Source organism: Sphingomonas palmae, assembly GCF_900109565.1.
Classification (GTDB): domain Bacteria; phylum Pseudomonadota; class Alphaproteobacteria; order Sphingomonadales; family Sphingomonadaceae; genus Sphingomonas; species Sphingomonas palmae.
Genome location: NZ_FNZZ01000002.1, coordinates 306823 through 323984 on the forward strand (window position 1 = coordinate 306823; position 17162 = coordinate 323984).

23 protein-coding genes are annotated in these 17162 nt (G+C 68.2%); 15 read left to right on the forward strand and 8 right to left on the reverse strand.

Annotated elements, in window-relative coordinates; all coding sequences use genetic code 11:
* Positions 1 to 37: 37 nt before the first annotated feature.
* From BMW51_RS05980 to BMW51_RS05990, 3 genes are read left to right on the forward strand one after another with little or no spacing between them, the layout of a single operon-like run.
* Positions 38 to 454 carry a cupin domain-containing protein gene (locus BMW51_RS05980; protein ID WP_093004382.1) on the forward strand — a complete coding sequence of 139 codons (417 nt, stop codon included), beginning with the start codon at positions 38 to 40 and terminating at the stop codon, positions 452 to 454.
* The gene (locus tag BMW51_RS05985; RefSeq protein ID WP_093004384.1) at positions 451 to 1431 is read left to right on the forward strand and encodes an SDR family oxidoreductase; all 981 of its coding nucleotides are present in this window, start codon (positions 451 to 453) and stop codon (positions 1429 to 1431) included. Before BMW51_RS05980 ends, BMW51_RS05985 begins: the two co-directional genes overlap by 4 nt.
* Complete coding sequence (locus BMW51_RS05990) at positions 1370 to 1783, forward strand: hypothetical protein (RefSeq protein WP_342723448.1); 414 nt, start codon at positions 1370 to 1372, stop codon at positions 1781 to 1783. The genes BMW51_RS05985 and BMW51_RS05990 overlap by 62 nt, the downstream gene beginning before the upstream one ends.
* Before the next feature lie 17 nt (positions 1784 to 1800).
* Here the strand turns inward: BMW51_RS05990 and pncB are convergent, their stop codons facing one another.
* From pncB to BMW51_RS06030, 8 genes are all read right to left on the reverse strand, one after another.
* A complete protein-coding gene (gene pncB / locus BMW51_RS05995) occupies positions 1801 to 3105 on the reverse strand; it encodes a nicotinate phosphoribosyltransferase (RefSeq protein WP_093004388.1) in 1305 nt (434 codons plus the stop codon).
* A 20-nt stretch (positions 3106 to 3125) separates the two neighbouring features.
* On the reverse strand, positions 3126 to 3983 hold the full coding sequence (locus tag BMW51_RS06000; RefSeq protein ID WP_093005082.1) for a glucose 1-dehydrogenase: 858 nt from the start codon (positions 3981 to 3983) through the stop codon (positions 3126 to 3128).
* A gap of 62 nt (positions 3984 to 4045) precedes the next feature.
* On the reverse strand, positions 4046 to 5380 hold the full coding sequence (locus tag BMW51_RS06005) for an ABC1 kinase family protein (RefSeq protein WP_093005084.1): 1335 nt from the start codon (positions 5378 to 5380) through the stop codon (positions 4046 to 4048).
* A gap of 106 nt (positions 5381 to 5486) precedes the next feature.
* Positions 5487 to 6347 carry a DUF5694 domain-containing protein gene (locus BMW51_RS06010; RefSeq protein ID WP_093004390.1) on the reverse strand — a complete coding sequence of 287 codons (861 nt, stop codon included), beginning with the start codon at positions 6345 to 6347 and terminating at the stop codon, positions 5487 to 5489.
* A gap of 72 nt (positions 6348 to 6419) precedes the next feature.
* Complete coding sequence (locus tag BMW51_RS06015; protein WP_093004392.1) at positions 6420 to 6632, reverse strand: hypothetical protein; 213 nt, start codon at positions 6630 to 6632, stop codon at positions 6420 to 6422.
* Positions 6632 to 6838 carry a hypothetical protein gene (locus tag BMW51_RS06020; protein WP_093004394.1) on the reverse strand — a complete coding sequence of 69 codons (207 nt, stop codon included), beginning with the start codon at positions 6836 to 6838 and terminating at the stop codon, positions 6632 to 6634. The genes BMW51_RS06015 and BMW51_RS06020 overlap by 1 nt, the downstream gene beginning before the upstream one ends.
* A gap of 74 nt (positions 6839 to 6912) precedes the next feature.
* A complete protein-coding gene (fumC, locus tag BMW51_RS06025; RefSeq protein ID WP_093004396.1) occupies positions 6913 to 8301 on the reverse strand; it encodes a class II fumarate hydratase in 1389 nt (462 codons plus the stop codon).
* A 67-nt stretch (positions 8302 to 8368) separates the two neighbouring features.
* Positions 8369 to 8851: an SspB family protein gene (locus BMW51_RS06030; RefSeq protein WP_093004398.1), complete on the reverse strand. Its 483-nt coding sequence runs from the start codon at positions 8849 to 8851 to the stop codon at positions 8369 to 8371.
* Between the two features lie 93 nt (positions 8852 to 8944).
* Here BMW51_RS06030 and hisB point away from each other — a divergent pair, with 93 nt between their 5' ends.
* The 12 genes from hisB (at position 8945) to BMW51_RS06090 (ending at position 17156) form a co-directional block, all read left to right on the forward strand.
* Positions 8945 to 9532, forward strand: coding sequence for an imidazoleglycerol-phosphate dehydratase HisB (gene hisB, locus BMW51_RS06035; RefSeq protein ID WP_093004400.1), 588 nt, complete (start codon positions 8945 to 8947; stop codon positions 9530 to 9532).
* Between the two features lie 10 nt (positions 9533 to 9542).
* Positions 9543 to 10154, forward strand: coding sequence for an imidazole glycerol phosphate synthase subunit HisH (hisH, locus tag BMW51_RS06040; protein ID WP_093004402.1), 612 nt, complete (start codon positions 9543 to 9545; stop codon positions 10152 to 10154).
* Positions 10151 to 10885: a 1-(5-phosphoribosyl)-5-[(5-phosphoribosylamino)methylideneamino]imidazole-4-carboxamide isomerase gene (hisA, locus tag BMW51_RS06045; RefSeq protein ID WP_093005086.1), complete on the forward strand. Its 735-nt coding sequence runs from the start codon at positions 10151 to 10153 to the stop codon at positions 10883 to 10885. The genes hisH and hisA overlap by 4 nt, the downstream gene beginning before the upstream one ends.
* Positions 10882 to 11643: an imidazole glycerol phosphate synthase subunit HisF gene (gene hisF, locus BMW51_RS06050; RefSeq protein ID WP_093004404.1), complete on the forward strand. Its 762-nt coding sequence runs from the start codon at positions 10882 to 10884 to the stop codon at positions 11641 to 11643. Before hisA ends, hisF begins: the two co-directional genes overlap by 4 nt.
* A 41-nt stretch (positions 11644 to 11684) precedes the next feature.
* Complete coding sequence (locus BMW51_RS06055; RefSeq protein WP_093004406.1) at positions 11685 to 11870, forward strand: hypothetical protein; 186 nt, start codon at positions 11685 to 11687, stop codon at positions 11868 to 11870.
* A 58-nt stretch (positions 11871 to 11928) separates the two neighbouring features.
* A complete protein-coding gene (locus tag BMW51_RS06060) occupies positions 11929 to 12276 on the forward strand; it encodes a phosphoribosyl-ATP diphosphatase (protein WP_093004408.1) in 348 nt (115 codons plus the stop codon).
* A 16-nt stretch (positions 12277 to 12292) separates the two neighbouring features.
* Positions 12293 to 12685, forward strand: a complete 393-nt coding sequence (locus tag BMW51_RS06065) for an HIT domain-containing protein (protein WP_093004410.1) — start codon at positions 12293 to 12295, stop codon at positions 12683 to 12685.
* Between the two features lie 111 nt (positions 12686 to 12796).
* Positions 12797 to 14350, forward strand: coding sequence for an amino acid permease (locus BMW51_RS06070; RefSeq protein ID WP_093004412.1), 1554 nt, complete (start codon positions 12797 to 12799; stop codon positions 14348 to 14350).
* Positions 14351 to 14490: 140 nt separating this feature from the next.
* Entirely contained in the window at positions 14491 to 15078 is a 588-nt protein-coding gene (locus BMW51_RS06075; protein WP_093004414.1) for a LemA family protein, read from the forward strand.
* A 34-nt stretch (positions 15079 to 15112) separates the two neighbouring features.
* A complete protein-coding gene (locus BMW51_RS06080) occupies positions 15113 to 15967 on the forward strand; it encodes a TPM domain-containing protein (protein WP_093005088.1) in 855 nt (284 codons plus the stop codon).
* Complete coding sequence (locus BMW51_RS06085; protein ID WP_093004416.1) at positions 15967 to 16629, forward strand: TPM domain-containing protein; 663 nt, start codon at positions 15967 to 15969, stop codon at positions 16627 to 16629. The genes BMW51_RS06080 and BMW51_RS06085 overlap by 1 nt, the downstream gene beginning before the upstream one ends.
* A complete protein-coding gene (locus BMW51_RS06090; RefSeq protein WP_093004418.1) occupies positions 16626 to 17156 on the forward strand; it encodes an NUDIX hydrolase in 531 nt (176 codons plus the stop codon). Before BMW51_RS06085 ends, BMW51_RS06090 begins: the two co-directional genes overlap by 4 nt.
* The last annotated feature ends 6 nt before the right edge of the window (positions 17157 to 17162 follow it).

Sequence of the window (17162 nt, forward strand, 5' to 3'; positions counted from 1 at the left end):
CGTCGTTCTTCCCTGCAACACATTGAAAGGAAGAAAGATGGCGATCTTCAACAAGGACATGGTCGAGCTCGCGAACAACAACGAGCTGTGGCAGAAGGAAGTGTTCCGCGACAACAAGGTGCAGGTGGTGCTGATGAGCATCCCGGCGGGCGAGGACATCGGTCTGGAGACGCACAACGCCGATCAGACCACCTTCATCGTCACCGGCGAGGCGCAGGTCACGATCGACGATCATCACACCAAGGCCGGCCCGAACCATATGGTCGTCGTGCCCAAGGGATCGAAGCACAATTTCACCAACAAGGGCTCAACCCCGCTGAAGCTATTCTCGGTCTACGCGCCGCCCGCCGAGCCCGAGGGCGCCGCGTTCAAGACCAAGGCGGAGGCCGAGGAGGCCGAGAAGGGCCTGCTCGCCAAGGCGACCGACGCGGTCAAGGACGCGATCGGCCGGTGAGCAAGCGATCCTCCATCTTACGCATCGTCATCACCGGCGCGTCGAGCGGGATCGGCGCCGCCACCGCGCTCGCTTTCGCGAAGAAGGGTGCGCACCTCGTGCTCGCCGCGCGCGGGCAAGCGGGGCTGGAGGACATTGCCGCGAAGGTACGCGCCGCGGGCGGTACCGCCGAGGTGCGATCGGTCGACGTGACCGACGCCGCAGCGGTCGCCGCCTTCGCCGCCGAAGCAAAGGCGATCCTGGGCGAGATCGACCTGTGGTTCAGCAACGTCGGCGTCGGCGTGGTCGGCAAGTACCAAGACGTGCCGATGGCGGATCACAAGCAGGTGATCGACGCCAATCTGCTGGGCCACATGAACGATGCGCACGCGGTCTGGCCGATCTTTCTCGCGCAGGACCGCGGCACCTGGGTCAACATGATCTCGGTCGGCGGCTTCTTTGCGACGCCCTATGCCGCCGCCTATGCCGCGAGCAAATTCGGGCTGCGCGGTTTCAGCCAGGCACTGCGCGCCGAAGTGTCCAAGCACCCGCACATTCACGTCTGCGACGTCTACCCGACCTTCGTCGACACGCCGGGCATCGATCACACGGGCAATTACACCGGCGCGACGCTGTCGCTGCCCCCCGGCGCGCTCGCGCCCGAGACGGTGGCGAAAGCAGTGGTGAAACTCGCCAAACGCCCTCGCAACACGACCGTCATCGGCGCACCCGCCTGCGCGATGAAGCTCGGGCAGTTCGCCGCGCCGAACCTCGGTGCCGCGATCATGAACGGCTTCATGGACGTGTGGTCCGACCGCGCCGAATCGGGTGAAGACGACGCTGGCGCGCTCCACGAACCGCCCGCGGCGGCGAGCGGGGTCGATGGTGGTCGACGTCATCCCGAGCGGCGACGCAAGGCCGGAATCGTCGCCGGCGGTGTCGCCGCCGCGGGGCTGGCCGGGCTCGCCGCATTCCTCTGGGGGCGTCACCACGACTGACCGCGCGCCCGTCACCCCGGACGGCCGCTACCTCGTCGTACGCGGTCGTTTGTGGCGGCGGAGCAACCCTGCACTATCCGACGACGCGCGCACCGCGCTGGTCGCCGAGTTGATGGACGCGCGGCGAGTCATCGGCAGCGCTGGCCGCACCGGGAACACCGAAGCAGTCGCCGCCGCACGCGGCCGGGTTCACGCCGCCAAGGTCGCGCTCGGCGAGCGTGGCCCCGTCTGGTGGAACGACGGCGCCCCCGATCTCAACCGCCACATGGCGCGCAACACACCCTACGCCGACTGGTTCGCGTCGCTGGACCTCTCCGCCGACCATCCCTCCTCGGACGGACCAGCAGGTTAGGTATCAAACCAAGCCACTCAGACCGACACTGCCGCCTCGGCTCGCCCGCCGTTACCAAAGATGCGCAGATAACGTTCGATCTCGCGCGGATCGCCCGTCGCCTTGGACGGATTGTCCGACAGCTTGACCGCGGGTCGCCCGTTCGCCTCGATCACCTTGGCGACGAGCGAGATCGGCTCCAGCGCGTGTCCGCCTTGGGGATCGCAACCGCGGAAATCGTTGGTCAGGTTCGTGCCCCAACCAAAGCTCATCCGCACCTGCCCCGCGAAGTGGCGGTAGGTCGCTTCGATCGAGTCGACATCTATGCCGTCGGAAAAGATCAGCAGCTTGGCGCGCGGATCGCGACCACGCGCGCGCCACCAGTCGATGATCTGCTCGCCCGCTTGGACCGGCGGCAAGCTGTCGGGGCGGAAGCCGGTCCAGTCGGCGACCCAGTCGGGCGCGTGCTCGAGGAACGCCTTGGTGCCGAACGCATCGGGCAGCACGACGCGCAGATTGCCGCCGTAATGCGCCTGCCATTCCTCCAGCACGCGGTACGGCGCCGCGGCGACCCCCGCATCGTCGTCGGCGAGTGCGGCCATTACCATCGGCAGCTCGTGCGCGTTGGTCCCGATCGCCTCCAGGTCGTTGTCCATCGCCAGCAGCACGTTGGACGACCCGATGAAGTGGCTGCCGAGCCCCTCCTTCAGCGCCTCGACGCACCAGCGCTGCCACAGGAAGCTGTGCCGCCGCCGCGTGCCGAAATCGGAGATGACGAGCTCGGGCAAGTGCCGCAGCCGCTCGACCTTCTCCCACAATTTCGCCTTGGCGCGCGCGTAGAGCACATCGAGCTCGAACCGCCCGCGCGCCCTGAGCGCGGCGCGGCTGCGCAGTTCGTTGACGATCGCGAGCGCGGGAATCTCCCACATCGTCGTGTCGGTCCAAGCGCCCTCGAAATGCAGCTCGTACTGGCCGTCCGCCACGCGAAGGTCGTAGTCGGGCAGCCGAAAGTCGGCCAGCCAGGCGAGGAAATCGGGCGCGAACATCCGCCGCTCGCCGTAGAAGGTATTGCCCGCCAGCCAGATCAGCTCCTTCTTCGCCAGCCTGACCCCGCGCGCGTGGTCCAGCTGCTCGCGCAGTTCCGCCTCGTCGACCGCTTCGGCCAGCCGCACCGATTTCGTCCGGTTAATCAGCGCGAAGGTCGCGCGCACGTCGCGGTGCTCGCGCCAGATCATCTGCAGCATCAGCAGCTTGTAGAAATCGGTATCAAGCAGGCTGCGGACGATGGGGTCCAGCCGCCAGCTATGGTCGTACACGCGCGTGGCGATGTCGGTCACCGCCACGCGGAGTCCTCCTCAACAGGTCAGAGGAACGGCGTACCACCCGTCACCGGGATTGTCGCGCCCGAGATATAGCTCGCCTCGTCGCTCGCCAGCATGACGTAGGGCGGCGCGAGCTCCGCCGGCTGCGCCGCGCGCCCGATCGGCGTTTCCTGCCCGAACGACTTCACCTGATCGGCGGGCATCGTCGACGGGATCAGCGGGGTCCACACCGGCCCCGGCGCGACCGCGTTGACGCGGATGCCGCGCTTGGCGAGCATCTGCGCCAGCCCGGCGGTGAAATTGTGGATCGCGCCCTTGGTGGTGGCATAGGCGAGCAAGGTCGGCAGCGGCTTGTCGGCGTTGACCGATGTCGTGTTGATGATCGACGATCCCTCGCGCATGTGTGGCACCGCGGCTTTGCAGAGATAGAACATCGCGTGCATGTTGATCGCGAAGGTCTTCTCCCATTCGTCATCGGCGATGTCCTCGATCTCGGCGAAGGTGTGCTGGTAGGCCGCATTGTTGACCAGCACGTCGACGCGCCCGAACGCCTCCACCGCCTTGGCGACGACCGCGCGGGCGTGTTCGGGATCGCTGATGTCGCCGGGCACCAGCACCGCCTTGCGTCCCGCGTCCTCGACCAGCCGCTTGGTCTCGGCCGCGTCGTCGTCCTCGTTCAGGTAGCTGATCAGCACGTCCGCGCCCTCGCGCGCGAAGGCGAGCGCGACGGCGCGCCCGATCCCGCTGTCGCCGCCGGTCACGATCGCCTTGCGGTTGTTCAACCGACCATAGCCGATGTAGCTGTCCTCGCCGTGATCGGGGCGCGGGTCCATCTGCTCGGTGTGGCCGGGCACCTCCTGCTGCTGCTCGGCGAAAGGCGGTTCGGGGCGAAAGGTCATGCGTGACTCCTGCATCTGCCGACGCACAAAGAACCGGGTCGCCGATGCGTTCCCGCACGCGGTCAGGCGACCGCGGCGGCACCCTCCCCCTCGATCCGCGCCGCGACCATCGCGCGAATGTCGACCCGCGCCTTCAACCGCGCGGCGAGCAGCGCGGTGCCGCTGATCTTGCGCTGGACGAACAGGGTGTCGATCGGCGGCACGTGCCAGGTCGAACGGTCGCGCGCCATGTCGATCGCCTGTTCGCGCAACACGCCGACGAAGGCGCGGTCGCCGAAATCGAACACGCCGGGCTGGTTGAGCTCGGACAGGATCACGTCGATCATGCGGTCGACCAGCGCGCGGTGCGCGGTCGCCGCCGCCTCGCCCATGAACCCCGCCGCGACCGCCGCCTCGCGCACCGCGTCGCGGTTCCCCGACAGTCCTGCGGCGAGCAGCCGGCGATAACCCGCGCTCGTTTCCGCCGGCACGCCGCGCGCGGCACCGAAATCGAGCAGCACCAGCCGACCGGTCTCGGGCTGCCAGCGATAATTGGCGAAATTGGGGTCGGTCTGCATCAGCCCCCAGTCGAACAGCTCGCGCAGCACCAGCGCGATTAGCCGCGCCATCGCGGCGTCGCGCACCGTCTGGTCACCGTCCTCCAGCGTCTCGATCGGCACGCCCGCGACGAAGTCCATCGCCAACACGCGCTCGGTCGTCAGCGATGGTTCGAGCTTCGGCACCACGAACCCGTCCTCGCCCGCCAGCAGTTCGCCGTAGCGCGTCAGCATCGCACCCTCGCGGCGGTAATCGGCCTCCTCGTGCAGCTGCCGCTTGGCTTCTTCCAGCAACGGCTTGATGTCGAGTTCACGCGGCAGCAGCCCCGACACGCGCAGCAGCGTCGCGACATTGTCGACGTCGGCGTCGATGCTCTCCTTGACGCCCGGATACTGCACCTTGATCGCCAGTTCGCGCCCGTCGGGCAATCGCGCGCGGTGGACCTGCCCGATCGAGGCGGCGGCGATCGGGTGCGCCTGGAAATGCGCGAAGCGCCTGCGCCAGCCCTGACCCCACTCGCGCGCCAGCACCGCGTCCAATTGCTTGGGCGGCATATGGTGCGCGTTGTCGCGCAATCGCGCGAGAATTTGCGTCAGTTCGGGCGGCAGCATGTCGCCGGCGTCCATCGACACCATCTGCCCGAGCTTCATCGCCGCCCCGCGAAGGTTGGCGAGCTGGTCGGCGACACGCGTCGCGTTGGCGGGGGTGAGCAGCAGGTCGCCCATCCGCGGGCGCTCGCCGTTCGCCAGCCGCCGCGCGCCCTCGGCAACGACGCCGCCGGCGACTCCGCCCGCCAGCCGCCCGAACGCGCTCACTCTCGCGATCCGCCCGCTCGGCACTGCGCGGCCGCCACCCGTCATCCGATCCTCGTCACTCACGCCGGCACTCCTTCACGCGCCCAACGTTCGCGAATGACGAAGGCTGCGCGAGGTGCTGGCTGGCAGAGCGTGCTGACTGGGCGGCGCGTCAGCAGCGCCGCCTGGGTCCGCTCGGCAGGTAATCGCGCGCGTCGGCAACGTTGAACGTGCCCGACTCGCTCGCGTAGGCGCGCAGCAGCGGTGCGTGCCCGCCGCCGAAGATCACCACCGTTCGGTCGCCCGGTCGACCCGCGACGCGCGCGAGATTGGCGTAGATCTTCAGATTGCGCGCGTGCCACTGCCCGACCCAGTTCGCGCCCGGGTTCTCCCGCGCGTCGCCGAAGCGCGCGATGGTGTAATAGGGTGCCTCATTACGCCGGGCGGTGTCGGGATCGGCGTAGTGACGCAGCCAGTCGCCGACCGACGAGCAGCGCTGACGTGCGCCATTCGCGTCCGCCTCAGCCTGCGCCTGGCGCTGGAACGCGGCCCACTCGGTGCTGCGCCCATGCGCCTTCATCCAGGCGACGAAATCATAGTCGGCGTCCTTGCCGGGCTTCTCACCCTGGAAGTCGACCGCGTCGACGCGCGGCAAATTCAGCTTCGCGGCGAGCCGCAGGCCCAACTGGTCGCTTTCATCGGCGGTCAGCTTGTAACGGCCGGCGCGATAATCGGCGTAGCGCTTGTCGAGCTTCGCCTGATCGGCTGTGTCCCACTCGACCGCGACATGGTTGGGGTGAAACCGTGCGAGCCGATCGACCACCGCTTCGATCTCACGCTGGCGATCAGGCGTCAGCACGTTTTCTACGCGTGTATTGCCGATGTCCTGTCCGGGATTGCCGAAGTGCGGCGATCCGACGATCAGCAACGCCGGCCTGTTGCCGGAAAAGGACACGCCCTGCGCCGCCACCACGCTCGTGATCGCACCGACCGACAGCGCCGCCAGCGCTGCCCCGAACCACTTACGCTTCATCGCATCAACTCCCCGCCGTCACCACCGTGGTACACGGCGGGGAGGATGCTTCAACCCGTCAGGTCCAGAAGGTCACACGCGCGGCGGTACGCCGGCGCGCGACGCCTTGTGGCGGTCGTAAGCCTTCTTGCCCAGGTACGCCGCGCTCGCCGCCATGCCGAGCGGCCCCATGCGCGAAAGCCCGCGCGTCAGCAGCCCGCCGATCACTGCGCCCTTCACACCGCCACCGCGATTGCTCTGGCTCACTTCGCGGCCGACCAGCGCACCCAGTATCGTCCTCAACATCACACAGCCTCCTTGATCCGGTCGCTCAGCACCGCGACGCCTTTCAACACGCCCCACCCGATCGCGTAGGTAACCGCGATCGGCAGAACCACTTTCAACACGTTTGCGGTGACCGCGCCGATCAGCGCGCCGTCCGCGGCGCTGTCGTCGCCCGACATGCCGTCGATCGCGCCGCCGATCAGTGCTCCGATGGTTGTTGCACCCATGAAATGATCTCCTTTGCCGGGGTAATGAGCGGAGGCGAGCCGCGGTTCCGGCGCGGACCTACTTCGTGCCGATCTCAGCGCCCGATCATCGATTCCGGGCGCACGACGCGGTCGAACGTCTCGGCATCGACCAGCCCGAGCGCCAGTCCCGCCTCGCGCAGCGTCAGCCCCTCGGCGTGCGCGTGCTTGGCGATCTTGGCGGCATTGTCATACCCGATCTCGGGCGCGAGCGCGGTGACGAGCATCAGCGAGCGGTCGAGCAGCTCCGCGATCCGCACCTCGTTTGGCACGATGCCGGTGACGCAGCGCTCTTCGAACGCACGCATGCCGGTTGCCAGCAGGTCCATCGATCGGAGCACGTTGCTGCCGATCAACGGCTTGAACACGTTGAGCTCGAGATGCCCCTGCATGCCCCCGACCGTCACCGCGACGTGGTTCCCCGTCACCTGCGCGGCGACCATCGTCAGCATCTCGCACTGCGTCGGGTTGACCTTGCCCGGCATGATCGAGCTGCCGGGCTCGTTCGCGGGCAGATCGATTTCGGCCAGGCCCGAACGCGGACCCGACGCGAGTAGGCGGATATCGTTGGCGATCTTGGTCAAGGCGACCGCCAGCGTGTTGAGCGCTCCCGACAGCTGCACCAGCGCGTCGTTGCTCGCCAGCGCCTCGAACTTGTTGTCCGCGGGGACGAAGCGTATGCCGGTCAGCGCCGCGATCTCGGTCGCCACGTCGCGGTCGAACTTGGGCGGTGCGTTCAGGCCCGTACCGACCGCGGTGCCGCCCTGCGCCAGCTTGTTGACGTCGATCAGCGCCGCGTCGATCCGCGCGCGGCACGCGGACAGCTGCGCGGCGTAGCCCGAGAATTCCTGCCCCAACGTCAGCGGCGTCGCGTCCTGCAAATGCGTGCGCCCGATCTTGACCAGATCGTCCCATTCGCGCGCCTTCGCGTCGATTGCGTCGTGCAGGCTGGTCAATGCGGGCAGCAGCTCCGCCGCCGCCTTGATCGAGGCCGCAACGTGCAGCGCGGTCGGGAAGCTGTCGTTCGACGACTGCCCGCGGTTGACGTCGTCGTTGGGGTGAACGGGTGTCTTGCCGCCACGCGTGCCGCCAAGCGCCTCGTTGGCGCGTCCGGCGATTACCTCGTTGACGTTCATGTTCGACTGCGTGCCCGACCCCGTCTGCCAGATGACGAGCGGGAACTGGTCATCCAGGCGACCGTCGATCACCTCGCGCGCCGCCGCCTCGATCGCGTCGGCCTTGTCCGCCTCCAACCCGTGGCGCTTGTTGACGCGCGCCGCGGCCAGTTTGACGAAAGCCAGCGCGCGGACGATCTCGATCGGCATCCGCTCGCGCGCGCCGAACGGAAAGTTCTCCAGGCTGCGCTCGGTCTGCGCGCCCCAGTAAGCGTCGGCGGGGACCTCGATCGGTCCGATCGAATCGGTTTCGGTGCGTGTGTCGGCCATGCACGATCAAGCGCGCGGGCACGCAAGTCGTTGCACGCGCCCGCGGATCAACCGCGCGTGAGCCGCCTCACTTCTTGCGCTTGAAATCCACCGCGACGACGTTGCTGCCGTCCTGCTGCTCTGCGGTCGGCGTTCCGTCATTCTCCGCCGGATCGTGCCCGCCCGGACCGTCGCCCGGCCCTTCCTGCGCCTGGAAACGCAGCTCGAAATTGACTGCGGGATCGTGAAACCCCGTAATCGCCGAATAGGGGATCACCAGCTTCGACGGCACCTGGTTGAACGACAGCCCGACCGAGAATTTCTGCTCGTCGACCAGCAGGTCCCAGAACCGGTTCTGCAGCACGATCGTCATCTCGTCGGGAAAACGCTCGATTAGTCGCTGCGGAATGTCGACGCCGGGCGCCTGCGTCTTGAACGTGATGTAGAAATGGTGCTCGCCGGGCAGCCCGCCCGTTTCCGCCACGGTGTTGAGCACGCGGCCCACCACCGCACGCAGGGCTTCCTGGACGATCTCGTCGTACGGTATCAGGCTGTCGGGCATCTCGCTCATCGCGGCGCATGGGTAGCGCCGTGGCTGGCCCGGTCAAGAGTGCGCGGCAGCCGCGAACTTGCCTGGCGCGGCGGCGGCGCTAAGGGAGCCTCCATGCGGACCGCGACCATCAAGCGCTCGACCAGCGAGACCAGCATCGAGGTTACCGTCAACCTCGACGGCACCGGCGTCTACCATGTCGCCACCGGCGTTGGCTTCTTCGACCACATGCTCGAACAACTCTCGCGTCACTCGCTGATCGACCTGGACGTGAAGACGACGGGCGATCTCCACATCGACGCGCACCACACGGTCGAGGATACCGCGCTGGCACTCGGTGCCGCGGTCGCGCAGGCGCTCGGCGACAAGCGCGGCATCCGCCGCTACGGCGACGCGCTGTCGCCGATGGACGAGGTGCTGACGCGCGTGTCGCTCGACATCTCGGGGCGTCCGTGGCTGGTGTGGCGCGCACCGTTCGGGCAGGCGACGCTCGGCACGATGGACACCGAATTGTTCGAGCATTTCTTCCACTCGTTCGCCCAGACCGCCGGCATTACGCTCCACGTCGAATTGCTCCACGGCCACAACAACCACCATATCGCCGAGAGCGCTTTCAAGGGCCTCGCACGCGCGCTGCGCACCGCGACCGAAATCGACCCTCGTAAGGCCGACGCGATCCCATCGACCAAGGGTGTGTTGTGAGCGTGCAACCGTGACGCTCGCGCTGATCGACTACGGCGCGGGCAACCTCCACTCGGTCGAGAACGCGCTTCGGGCAGCGGGCTGCACCGACCTGACGGTCACCGCCGACGCCGACACGGTCGCGCGCGCCGACCGAATCGTCCTGCCCGGCGTCGGCGCGTTCGGCGCCTGCGCGACCGCGTTGCGCGGCGTGCCCGGCATGGTCGAGGCGCTGGAACAGCGCGTCCGGCGTGAGGGCGCACCATTCCTCGGCATCTGCGTCGGGATGCAGCTGATGGCGGAAGCGGGCGAGGAACTGGGCACGCACGCCGGGCTCGGCTGGGTCAGCGGGCGCGTGCGGCTGATCGACGCCGCGGGCACTGATGCGAAGGTGCCGCACATGGGCTGGAACGACGTGGTGCCGACGCGCGCGCACCCGTTGATCGCGCCGGGCGAGGCCTATTTCCTTCACAGCTTCGCGTTCCAGGGCGACGATTCCGATGTGATCGCCACCACCGATCACGCCGGCGCCGTGACCGCCGCCGTTGCGCGCGACAACATGGTCGGCGTGCAATTCCACCCCGAGAAGAGCCAGCGCTACGGCCTCGCCCTCCTCGACCGTTTCCTGAAGTGGCGTCCATGAGTCTGATTGTCTTCCCCGCCATCGACCTGAAGGCCGGTCAGGTCGTCCGCCTCGCCGAAGGCGACATGGCACGCGCCACCGTCTACGGCGACGACCCCGCGGCGCAGGCTGCCAAGTTCGCCGACGCCGGCGCGGGCCACCTCCACGTCGTCGACCTCGACGGCGCGTTCGCAGGAGAGAGCGTCAACGGCGATGCGGTACGCCAGATCGTGACGACCTTCCCAGGTCACGTACAGCTAGGTGGCGGCATCCGAACGCCCGAGGCGGTCGCCGCCTGGTTCGACCTCGGCGTCGCGCGCGTCGTGATCGGCACCGCCGCGCTCGAGAATCCCGACTTCGTCCGCGACATGGCGCGCGACTTCCCCGGCGGCATCGTCGTCGCGGTCGACGCCAAGGACGGCATGGTCGCGACCAAGGGCTGGGCCGACGTCTCGACCGTTTCGGCGACCGACCTAGCGCGCCGCTTCGAGGACGCGGGCGTCGCCGCCGTGCTCTTCACCGACGTCGGTCGCGACGGGATGCTCAAGGGCTGCAACGTCGAAGCGACGGTCGACCTCGCGCGCAGCGTCGACATCCCGGTGATCGCGAGCGGCGGGGTGAAGGGGATCGCCGACATCCACGTCCTCGCGCTCCACGCGGGCGACGGCGTCGAAGGCGTCATCACCGGCCGCGCGCTCTACGATGGGCGGCTGGACCTCGCCGCCGCGCTGTCGGTCGCATCCGCCGCATGACCGTCCGCGCGCGCGTCATCCCGTGCCTCGACGTGGCGAACGGGCGCGTCGTGAAGGGCGTCAACTTCGTCGATCTGATCGATGCGGGCGATCCGGTCCAGCAGGCGCGCGCCTATGACAAGGCAGGCGCCGACGAGCTCTGTTTCCTAGACATCACCGCCAGTCACGAGGCGCGGGGCACGATCCTCGACGTGGTCCGTCGCACCGCCGCTGTCTGCTTCATGCCGCTGACCGTCGGCGGCGGGGTGCGCACCGCGGAGGACGCGCGCGCGCTGCTGCTGGCGGGCGCGGACAAGGTCGCGGTCAATTCCGCCGCCGTGTCGCGGCCCGAGGTGGTCGCCGACATCGCCGAGCGCTTCGGCGCGCAATGTTGCGTTGCCAGCATCGACGCGCGCCGCGTCGAGAACGGCTGGGAGGTGTTCACGCACGGCGGGCGCCGCGCGACCGGCATCGACGCTGTCGCGCACGCGCTCCGCCTCGCCGAACTGGGTGCGGGCGAGCTGCTCGTCACCTCGATGGACCGCGACGGCACGCGCGGCGGCTACGACCTCGAGCTAGTCCGCGCGATCGCCGACCGCACGAGCGTGCCCGTCGTCGCCTCGGGCGGCGTCGGTACGCTGGGCGACCTCGTCGCCGGCGTGACGCAGGGCCACGCATCCGCGGTGCTCGCCGCCTCGATCTTCCACTTCGGCGAGGCGACGATCGCCGACGCGCACGCGGCACTCGCAGCCGCGGGCGTTCCGGTGCGCACGCACTGACGCCAACCTTTCGGTGATAATCGTCTGCTAGGGCCAAGACGATGAACCCGCGCCTGCTTGCTCTCCTGCTCGCCCCCCTGCTCGTCGCGGCGAGCGGACACGACGGGCACCCGCGCCCGCGTACCGCACCCGAGTTGTCGGACGTGGCGCTGTTCGTCTTCGCGGTCATCGCGGTGTGGCTCACGCGTCGTGCGCTGAGACGCCGCGCCGCAACCCGCAAGGATTGATCGGGAGCGTCGCCGCTAAGGATTGACCCGCGTCGCGGGCGGGGGCACCCCGCGCGACATGGCCGACGACATCCTCGATCGCCTTCAGGCGACGATCGCTGAACGAAAGGGCGCCGACGCGGGCGCCTCCTACACCGCCTCCTTGTTCCACAAGGGCCGCGCGCGGATCGCGCAGAAACTGGGCGAGGAAGCGACCGAGACGATCATCGCCGCGATGGGGGACAACCCGCACGCGATCGTGCCCGAGGCCGCCGACCTCATCTACCACCTGCTCGTGCTGCTCGCCGACGCCGGGCTGAGCCTCGGCGACGTGCGGATGGAGCTTGCCAAGCGCGAGGGACTAGGCGGACTCGACGAAAAAGCCGCGCGCACCCCGGCCGGACTCCCCCTCTCCTTTCGTCCCTGATCCCGGAGCCGCAAGCATGACCGTCGACGCCACCCAACCCTACGACGACAACAACATCTTCGCGCGCCTGCTGCGTGACGAGATCCCCTCGACGCGCGTGTACGAGGACGATTACGCGGTCGTGTTCCGTGACATCGCACCCTGGGCGCCGACCCACCTGCTCGCGATCCCGCGTGGGGCCTACGTCAGCTGGGACGATTTCAGCGAACGCGCATCGGATGCGGAGATCGCCGGCTTCACCCGCGCGATCGGCCGCGTCGCGCGTGACGCCGGGCTGGTCGCCGGCGGCTATCGCCTGATCGCCAACATCGGCGGCGACGCGCACGCCGAGGTGCCGCACCTCCACGTCCACATCCTCGCCGGTCGCGCGCTCGGACCGATGCTGGTATCGAACGACAGCCGAAGCTAGTAACAACGGCTACTAACTCGGCCTTGCTTGTCATCGGGCCTACTTGTCACCGCGGGAGAGGTCGCTAGGCTCCCCGCTTTCGCATACCCGCCGGGAGGGGGCATTTTCTTGATGTTTTTCGAACGCATGAAACCATTGGACGCCATCCTGGCGACCGCGGAGGAGAAGTCGCTCCACCGCTCGCTCGGCTGGTTCCAGCTGATGCTGTTCGGCATCGGATGCGTCATCGGCGGCGGCATCTTCGTGCTGACCGCGGTCGGCGCGCAGAAGGCAGGACCCGGCCTGATGCTCGCCTTCGCGATCGCGGGCGCGATCTGCATCGTCGCCGCACTCTGCTACGCCGAGATCGCGGCGATGATCCCGGTCGCGGGCAGCGCCTATACTTATAGCTACACCACCATCGGCGAGACGATCGCGTGGACGGTCGGCTGGGCGCTGATCCTCGAATATGCGGTCGCGGCGAGCGCGGTGGCGGTCAGCTGGTCGGGCTATTTCAACGGCACGATCCTGCAGCAATTCCTCGGCATCCACCTGCCCGCTTGGGCGAGCGCGGGTCCGCTGGCGCTGGGTGGCGCGCCCGGCGGCTTCGTCAATCTGCCCGCCGTCTTCATCTCGCTGCTGATGACCTGGCTGCTGATGGTAGGCACGTCGGAGAGCGCGAAGGTCAACGCGATCCTGGTCGCGATCAAGGTCGTCGCGCTGGTGATCTTCTGCACACTCACCCTGCCCAAGATCGATACCGCCAACTACAGCCCGTTCCTGCCCGCGGGCGTGTTCGGCGGGCTCGGCACCGGCGTCGGTGCGGTCGGCGCGGCGGCGACGATCTTCTTCGCCTATGTCGGCTTCGATGCGGTCTCGACTGCGGCGGAGGAAACCAAGAACCCGCAGCGCAACGTGCCCATCGGTCTGATCGGGTCGCTGCTGATCTGCACCATCTTCTACATCGTCGTGTCGGCAGGCGCGATCGGCGCGATCGGCGGACAGCCGGTGATGAACGCGCTGACCGGCATGCCGCTCGAGGCGGGGTCGCCCGAACTCGCGCGCCAGTGCGCGCTGCCGCAGTACCGTGACGCGCTCGTCTGCTCGAACGAGGCGCTGGCGCACGTGCTGCGCGTGGTCGGCTTCGGCAAGATCGGCAACCTGCTCGGCATCGCGGCGAACATCGCGCTACCCTCGGTCATCCTCATCCTGCTGTTCGGTCAGACACGCATCTTCTTCGTGATGAGCCGCGACGGCCTGCTGCCCGAGGCGCTCAGCCGCGTGCACCCGAAGTGGAAGACGCCATATATCGTGACCGCGCTGACCGGCATCGCGGTCGCGATCGCCGCCGCCTTCCTGCCGGTCGGTCAGCTCGCCGATTGGGCCAATGCGGGTACGCTCTACGCATTCATGATGGTCGCGATCAACGTGATGCTGCTGCGCCGCCAGCAGCCGAACGCCAAGCGCTCGTTCCGCACGCCCGCGCTCTGGCTGGTCGGGCCGCTGACGATTGCGGGGTGTATCTTCCTGTTCGTCAACCTGCCGTGGCAGGCGATGCTGGTGTTCTTCGTCTGGGGCGCGATCGGCCTCGCCGTCTATTACGCCTACAGCCGCAAGACGAGCCACCTGGGCCAAGGCCGCGTCGTCAATCCCGACCTCGACGGCGACCTGACCGGCGTCCACTGATCGGAACAGCACCACTTAAGAATGGGCCGGGGGAGCGATCCTCCGGCCCGTTTCATTTTACGTACCTCACCGTTTGCCCTTCGCGCGCGCCTTCACGTGTCCTATATGGCTGACACAGACCTAGGGAGTGAGCCGAGACGATGACCAACCGTGCCGTTGCCGCCGCGCTGATGGCGCTTCCGCTCGCCGCGTGCGGGCTCAACAGCGTTCCGACCGCGGAGGAGACCGCGAAGACGCGATGGGCCGACGTCCAGAACCAGTATCAGCGCCGCGCCGACCTGATTCCCAACCTCGTCTCGACGGTGAAGGGTTATGCCAAGCAGGAATCGGACGTGCTCACCCGCGTGACCGAGGCCCGCGCGAACGCCGGACGTGTGCAGCTGTCGGCCGACGACCTGAAGGATCCCGCCAAGGTGCAGCAATATGCCAACGCGCAGAATGGCCTGAGCGTCGCGCTGACCCAGCTGCGTCCGTTGCAGGAAGCCTACCCGGACCTGAAGAGCAACGCCAATTTCATGGCGCTGCAATCGCAGCTCGAGGGCACGGAGAACCGCATTGCGATCGCGCGGCGCGACTACAATTCGGCGGTACAGGATTACAATACGCGCATCCGCACCTTCCCCGACGCGGTCGGCGCCAAGATTTTCTACGGTGCGAAGCCGATGGTGCCGTTCCAGGCGACCACGCCCAATGCGCAGACCGCGCCGACGGTGAACTTCGGCGCCTGAGCCGCCAAACGTGACCTTGCCTCCCGTGTCGCGGCTGATCCGCTCGATCCTCGCGCTGCTGCTGGTCGCGTTCGCGCTGCCGGCGGCGGCGCAGACGTTTCCCAAGCTGACCGGCCGCGTCGTCGATGATGCGCACCTGCTCTCGCCCGAACAGGTGCAGCAGCTGACGCAGCTGAGCGCGAGTGTCGAACAAGCCTCGACGCGGCAGCTGGTGGTGGCGACGATCCCCGACCTGCAAGGCTACCCAATTGAGGATTACGGCTACCGCTTGGGTCGCGCCTGGGGTCTGGGCCAGAAGGACGCGAACAACGGCGTGATCCTGCTGGTCGCGCCCAGGGAGCGCAAGGTCAGGATCGAGGTCGGTTACGGGCTGGAGCCGATCGTTACCGACGCGCTGTCCAGCGTCATCATCAACCAGACGATTCTGCCGCGTTTCCGCGACGGCGACATGGCCGGCGGCATCGTCGCTGGCGCGAACGCGATTGCGGAGCAGCTGAAACTGCCGCTCGAAGCCGCGGAGCAGCGTGCCAAAGCGGCGGGCGCCAAGCGTTCGCAAGCCAGCGGCAGCGACCGCGGCGGCCTGATCGCGGTTTTCTGGATCATGGTGGTGCTGTTCTTTGTCGTGCCGCTGATCTTCCGCCGCGCGGGCGGCCGGCGCTTTGACGACGATGACGACGACGATCATGGCAGTGGTGACGGCGGCGGTGGCCGGCGTCGTCGCAGCGGCGGCTTCGTGCCGCCGGTCGTGATCTGGGGCCCGGGCATGGGCGGCGGCTGGGGCGGTGGCGGCGGCAGCGGCGGTGGGTTCGGTGGCTTTGGCGGCGGCGGTGGCGGCTTCGGTGGCGGCGGCGGATCGTTCGGCGGCGGCGGCGCGAGCGGGGGATGGTAATGGCGACCTTTTCCGACAGCGAGCGCGACGCGATCGCCGCCGCAGTCACCGCAGCGGAGGCGACCACCGACGGCGAAATCGTGACGATCGTCGCGCAGCAGTCCGACGCCTATCACGACGTCGCACTCCACTACGCGCTCGCCGCCGTCCTCGCGGTCACCGCACTCGGTGCGATCAAGCCCGACTGGCTCACCCCGTTCGACAATGGCTGGGAGCATGAGCCGAGCATCCACGGCATGTTGTTCACGCTGCTGATCGCGCAGGCAGTCGCGTTCCTTCTTGTTCGGCTGCTGCTCGCCTATCGCCCGCTCCGGCTCGCGCTCACTCCTTCGGCGACCAAGGCACGCCGTGTTCGTCGTCGCGCGCTGAAAGCATTCCGCGTCGGCACCGAACGTCGCACCGCCGGGCACGAGGGCGTGCTGCTCTATCTCTCGCTTGTAGAACACCGTGCCGAGATCGTCGCCGACGCCGCCGTCCACGCCCGCGTCGCGCCAGAGCGCTGGGGCAAGGCGATGGCGACGCTCGTGTCCGCGATCCGCGCGGGCCGCACCGCCGAAGGGCTCGCCAGCGCAGTCACCGCGATCGGCGTCGTGCTGGCCGAGGTGCTGCCCAAGACCGACGACAATCCCAACGAACTACCCGACCGGATGATCGAGCTATGAGCGTCGAGGATGCCGACAAACCCGTCGAGGTAATGTGGGAAGGCCGCTTCATCCGCGCGGTGCGCCGCGGACGGTGGGAATATGTCGGCCGCCGCGGCGGGATCGAGGCGGCGGTAATCTACGCCGAGACTCCTGCGGGCGAAGTGATCCTGGTCGAGCAATACCGCGTGCCGCTCGGCCGCCGCAGCCTCGAACTACCCGCGGGCCTCGTCGGCGACGACGCGCAAAGCGAAGATGTGGCGAGCGCCGCCGCGCGCGAGCTGGAGGAAGAAACCGGCTACCGCGCCGGACGCATCGAGGAACTCGGCTTCTTCTACGCCTCCCCCGGCATGACCAGCGAAGGCTTCACGCTGGTGCGCGCACACGACGTGGAGAAGGTCGGCGACGGCGGCGGCGACGCGCAGGAAAATATCGAGGTCATCCTGGTCCCGCGTGCCGACCTGCCCGCCTTCGTTGCCGCAAAACGCACGGCCGGCGTCGCGATCGACGTCAAGATGCTGCTGCTACTCGGCGAGGCGTTGCTGTAGCGACGG

Coding starts and splice junctions, on each gene's coding strand:
- BMW51_RS05980 (WP_093004382.1), top strand. CDS start 38: ATGGCGATCTTCAACAAGGACATGGTCGAGCTCGCGAACAACAACGAG.
- BMW51_RS06000 (WP_093005082.1), bottom strand. CDS start 3,983: ATGACCTTTCGCCCCGAACCGCCTTTCGCCGAGCAGCAGCAGGAGGTG.
- BMW51_RS06005 (WP_093005084.1), bottom strand. CDS start 5,380: ATGACGGGTGGCGGCCGCGCAGTGCCGAGCGGGCGGATCGCGAGAGTG.
- BMW51_RS06010 (WP_093004390.1), bottom strand. CDS start 6,347: ATGAAGCGTAAGTGGTTCGGGGCAGCGCTGGCGGCGCTGTCGGTCGGT.
- BMW51_RS06015 (WP_093004392.1), bottom strand. CDS start 6,632: ATGTTGAGGACGATACTGGGTGCGCTGGTCGGCCGCGAAGTGAGCCAG.
- BMW51_RS06020 (WP_093004394.1), bottom strand. CDS start 6,838: ATGGGTGCAACAACCATCGGAGCACTGATCGGCGGCGCGATCGACGGC.
- fumC (WP_093004396.1), bottom strand. CDS start 8,301: ATGGCCGACACACGCACCGAAACCGATTCGATCGGACCGATCGAGGTC.
- BMW51_RS06030 (WP_093004398.1), bottom strand. CDS start 8,851: ATGAGCGAGATGCCCGACAGCCTGATACCGTACGACGAGATCGTCCAG.
- hisB (WP_093004400.1), top strand. CDS start 8,945: ATGCGGACCGCGACCATCAAGCGCTCGACCAGCGAGACCAGCATCGAG.
- hisA (WP_093005086.1), top strand. CDS start 10,151: ATGAGTCTGATTGTCTTCCCCGCCATCGACCTGAAGGCCGGTCAGGTC.
- hisF (WP_093004404.1), top strand. CDS start 10,882: ATGACCGTCCGCGCGCGCGTCATCCCGTGCCTCGACGTGGCGAACGGG.
- BMW51_RS06055 (WP_093004406.1), top strand. CDS start 11,685: ATGAACCCGCGCCTGCTTGCTCTCCTGCTCGCCCCCCTGCTCGTCGCG.
- BMW51_RS06060 (WP_093004408.1), top strand. CDS start 11,929: ATGGCCGACGACATCCTCGATCGCCTTCAGGCGACGATCGCTGAACGA.
- BMW51_RS06065 (WP_093004410.1), top strand. CDS start 12,293: ATGACCGTCGACGCCACCCAACCCTACGACGACAACAACATCTTCGCG.
- BMW51_RS06070 (WP_093004412.1), top strand. CDS start 12,797: ATGTTTTTCGAACGCATGAAACCATTGGACGCCATCCTGGCGACCGCG.
- BMW51_RS06075 (WP_093004414.1), top strand. CDS start 14,491: ATGACCAACCGTGCCGTTGCCGCCGCGCTGATGGCGCTTCCGCTCGCC.
- BMW51_RS06085 (WP_093004416.1), top strand. CDS start 15,967: ATGGCGACCTTTTCCGACAGCGAGCGCGACGCGATCGCCGCCGCAGTC.
- BMW51_RS06090 (WP_093004418.1), top strand. CDS start 16,626: ATGAGCGTCGAGGATGCCGACAAACCCGTCGAGGTAATGTGGGAAGGC.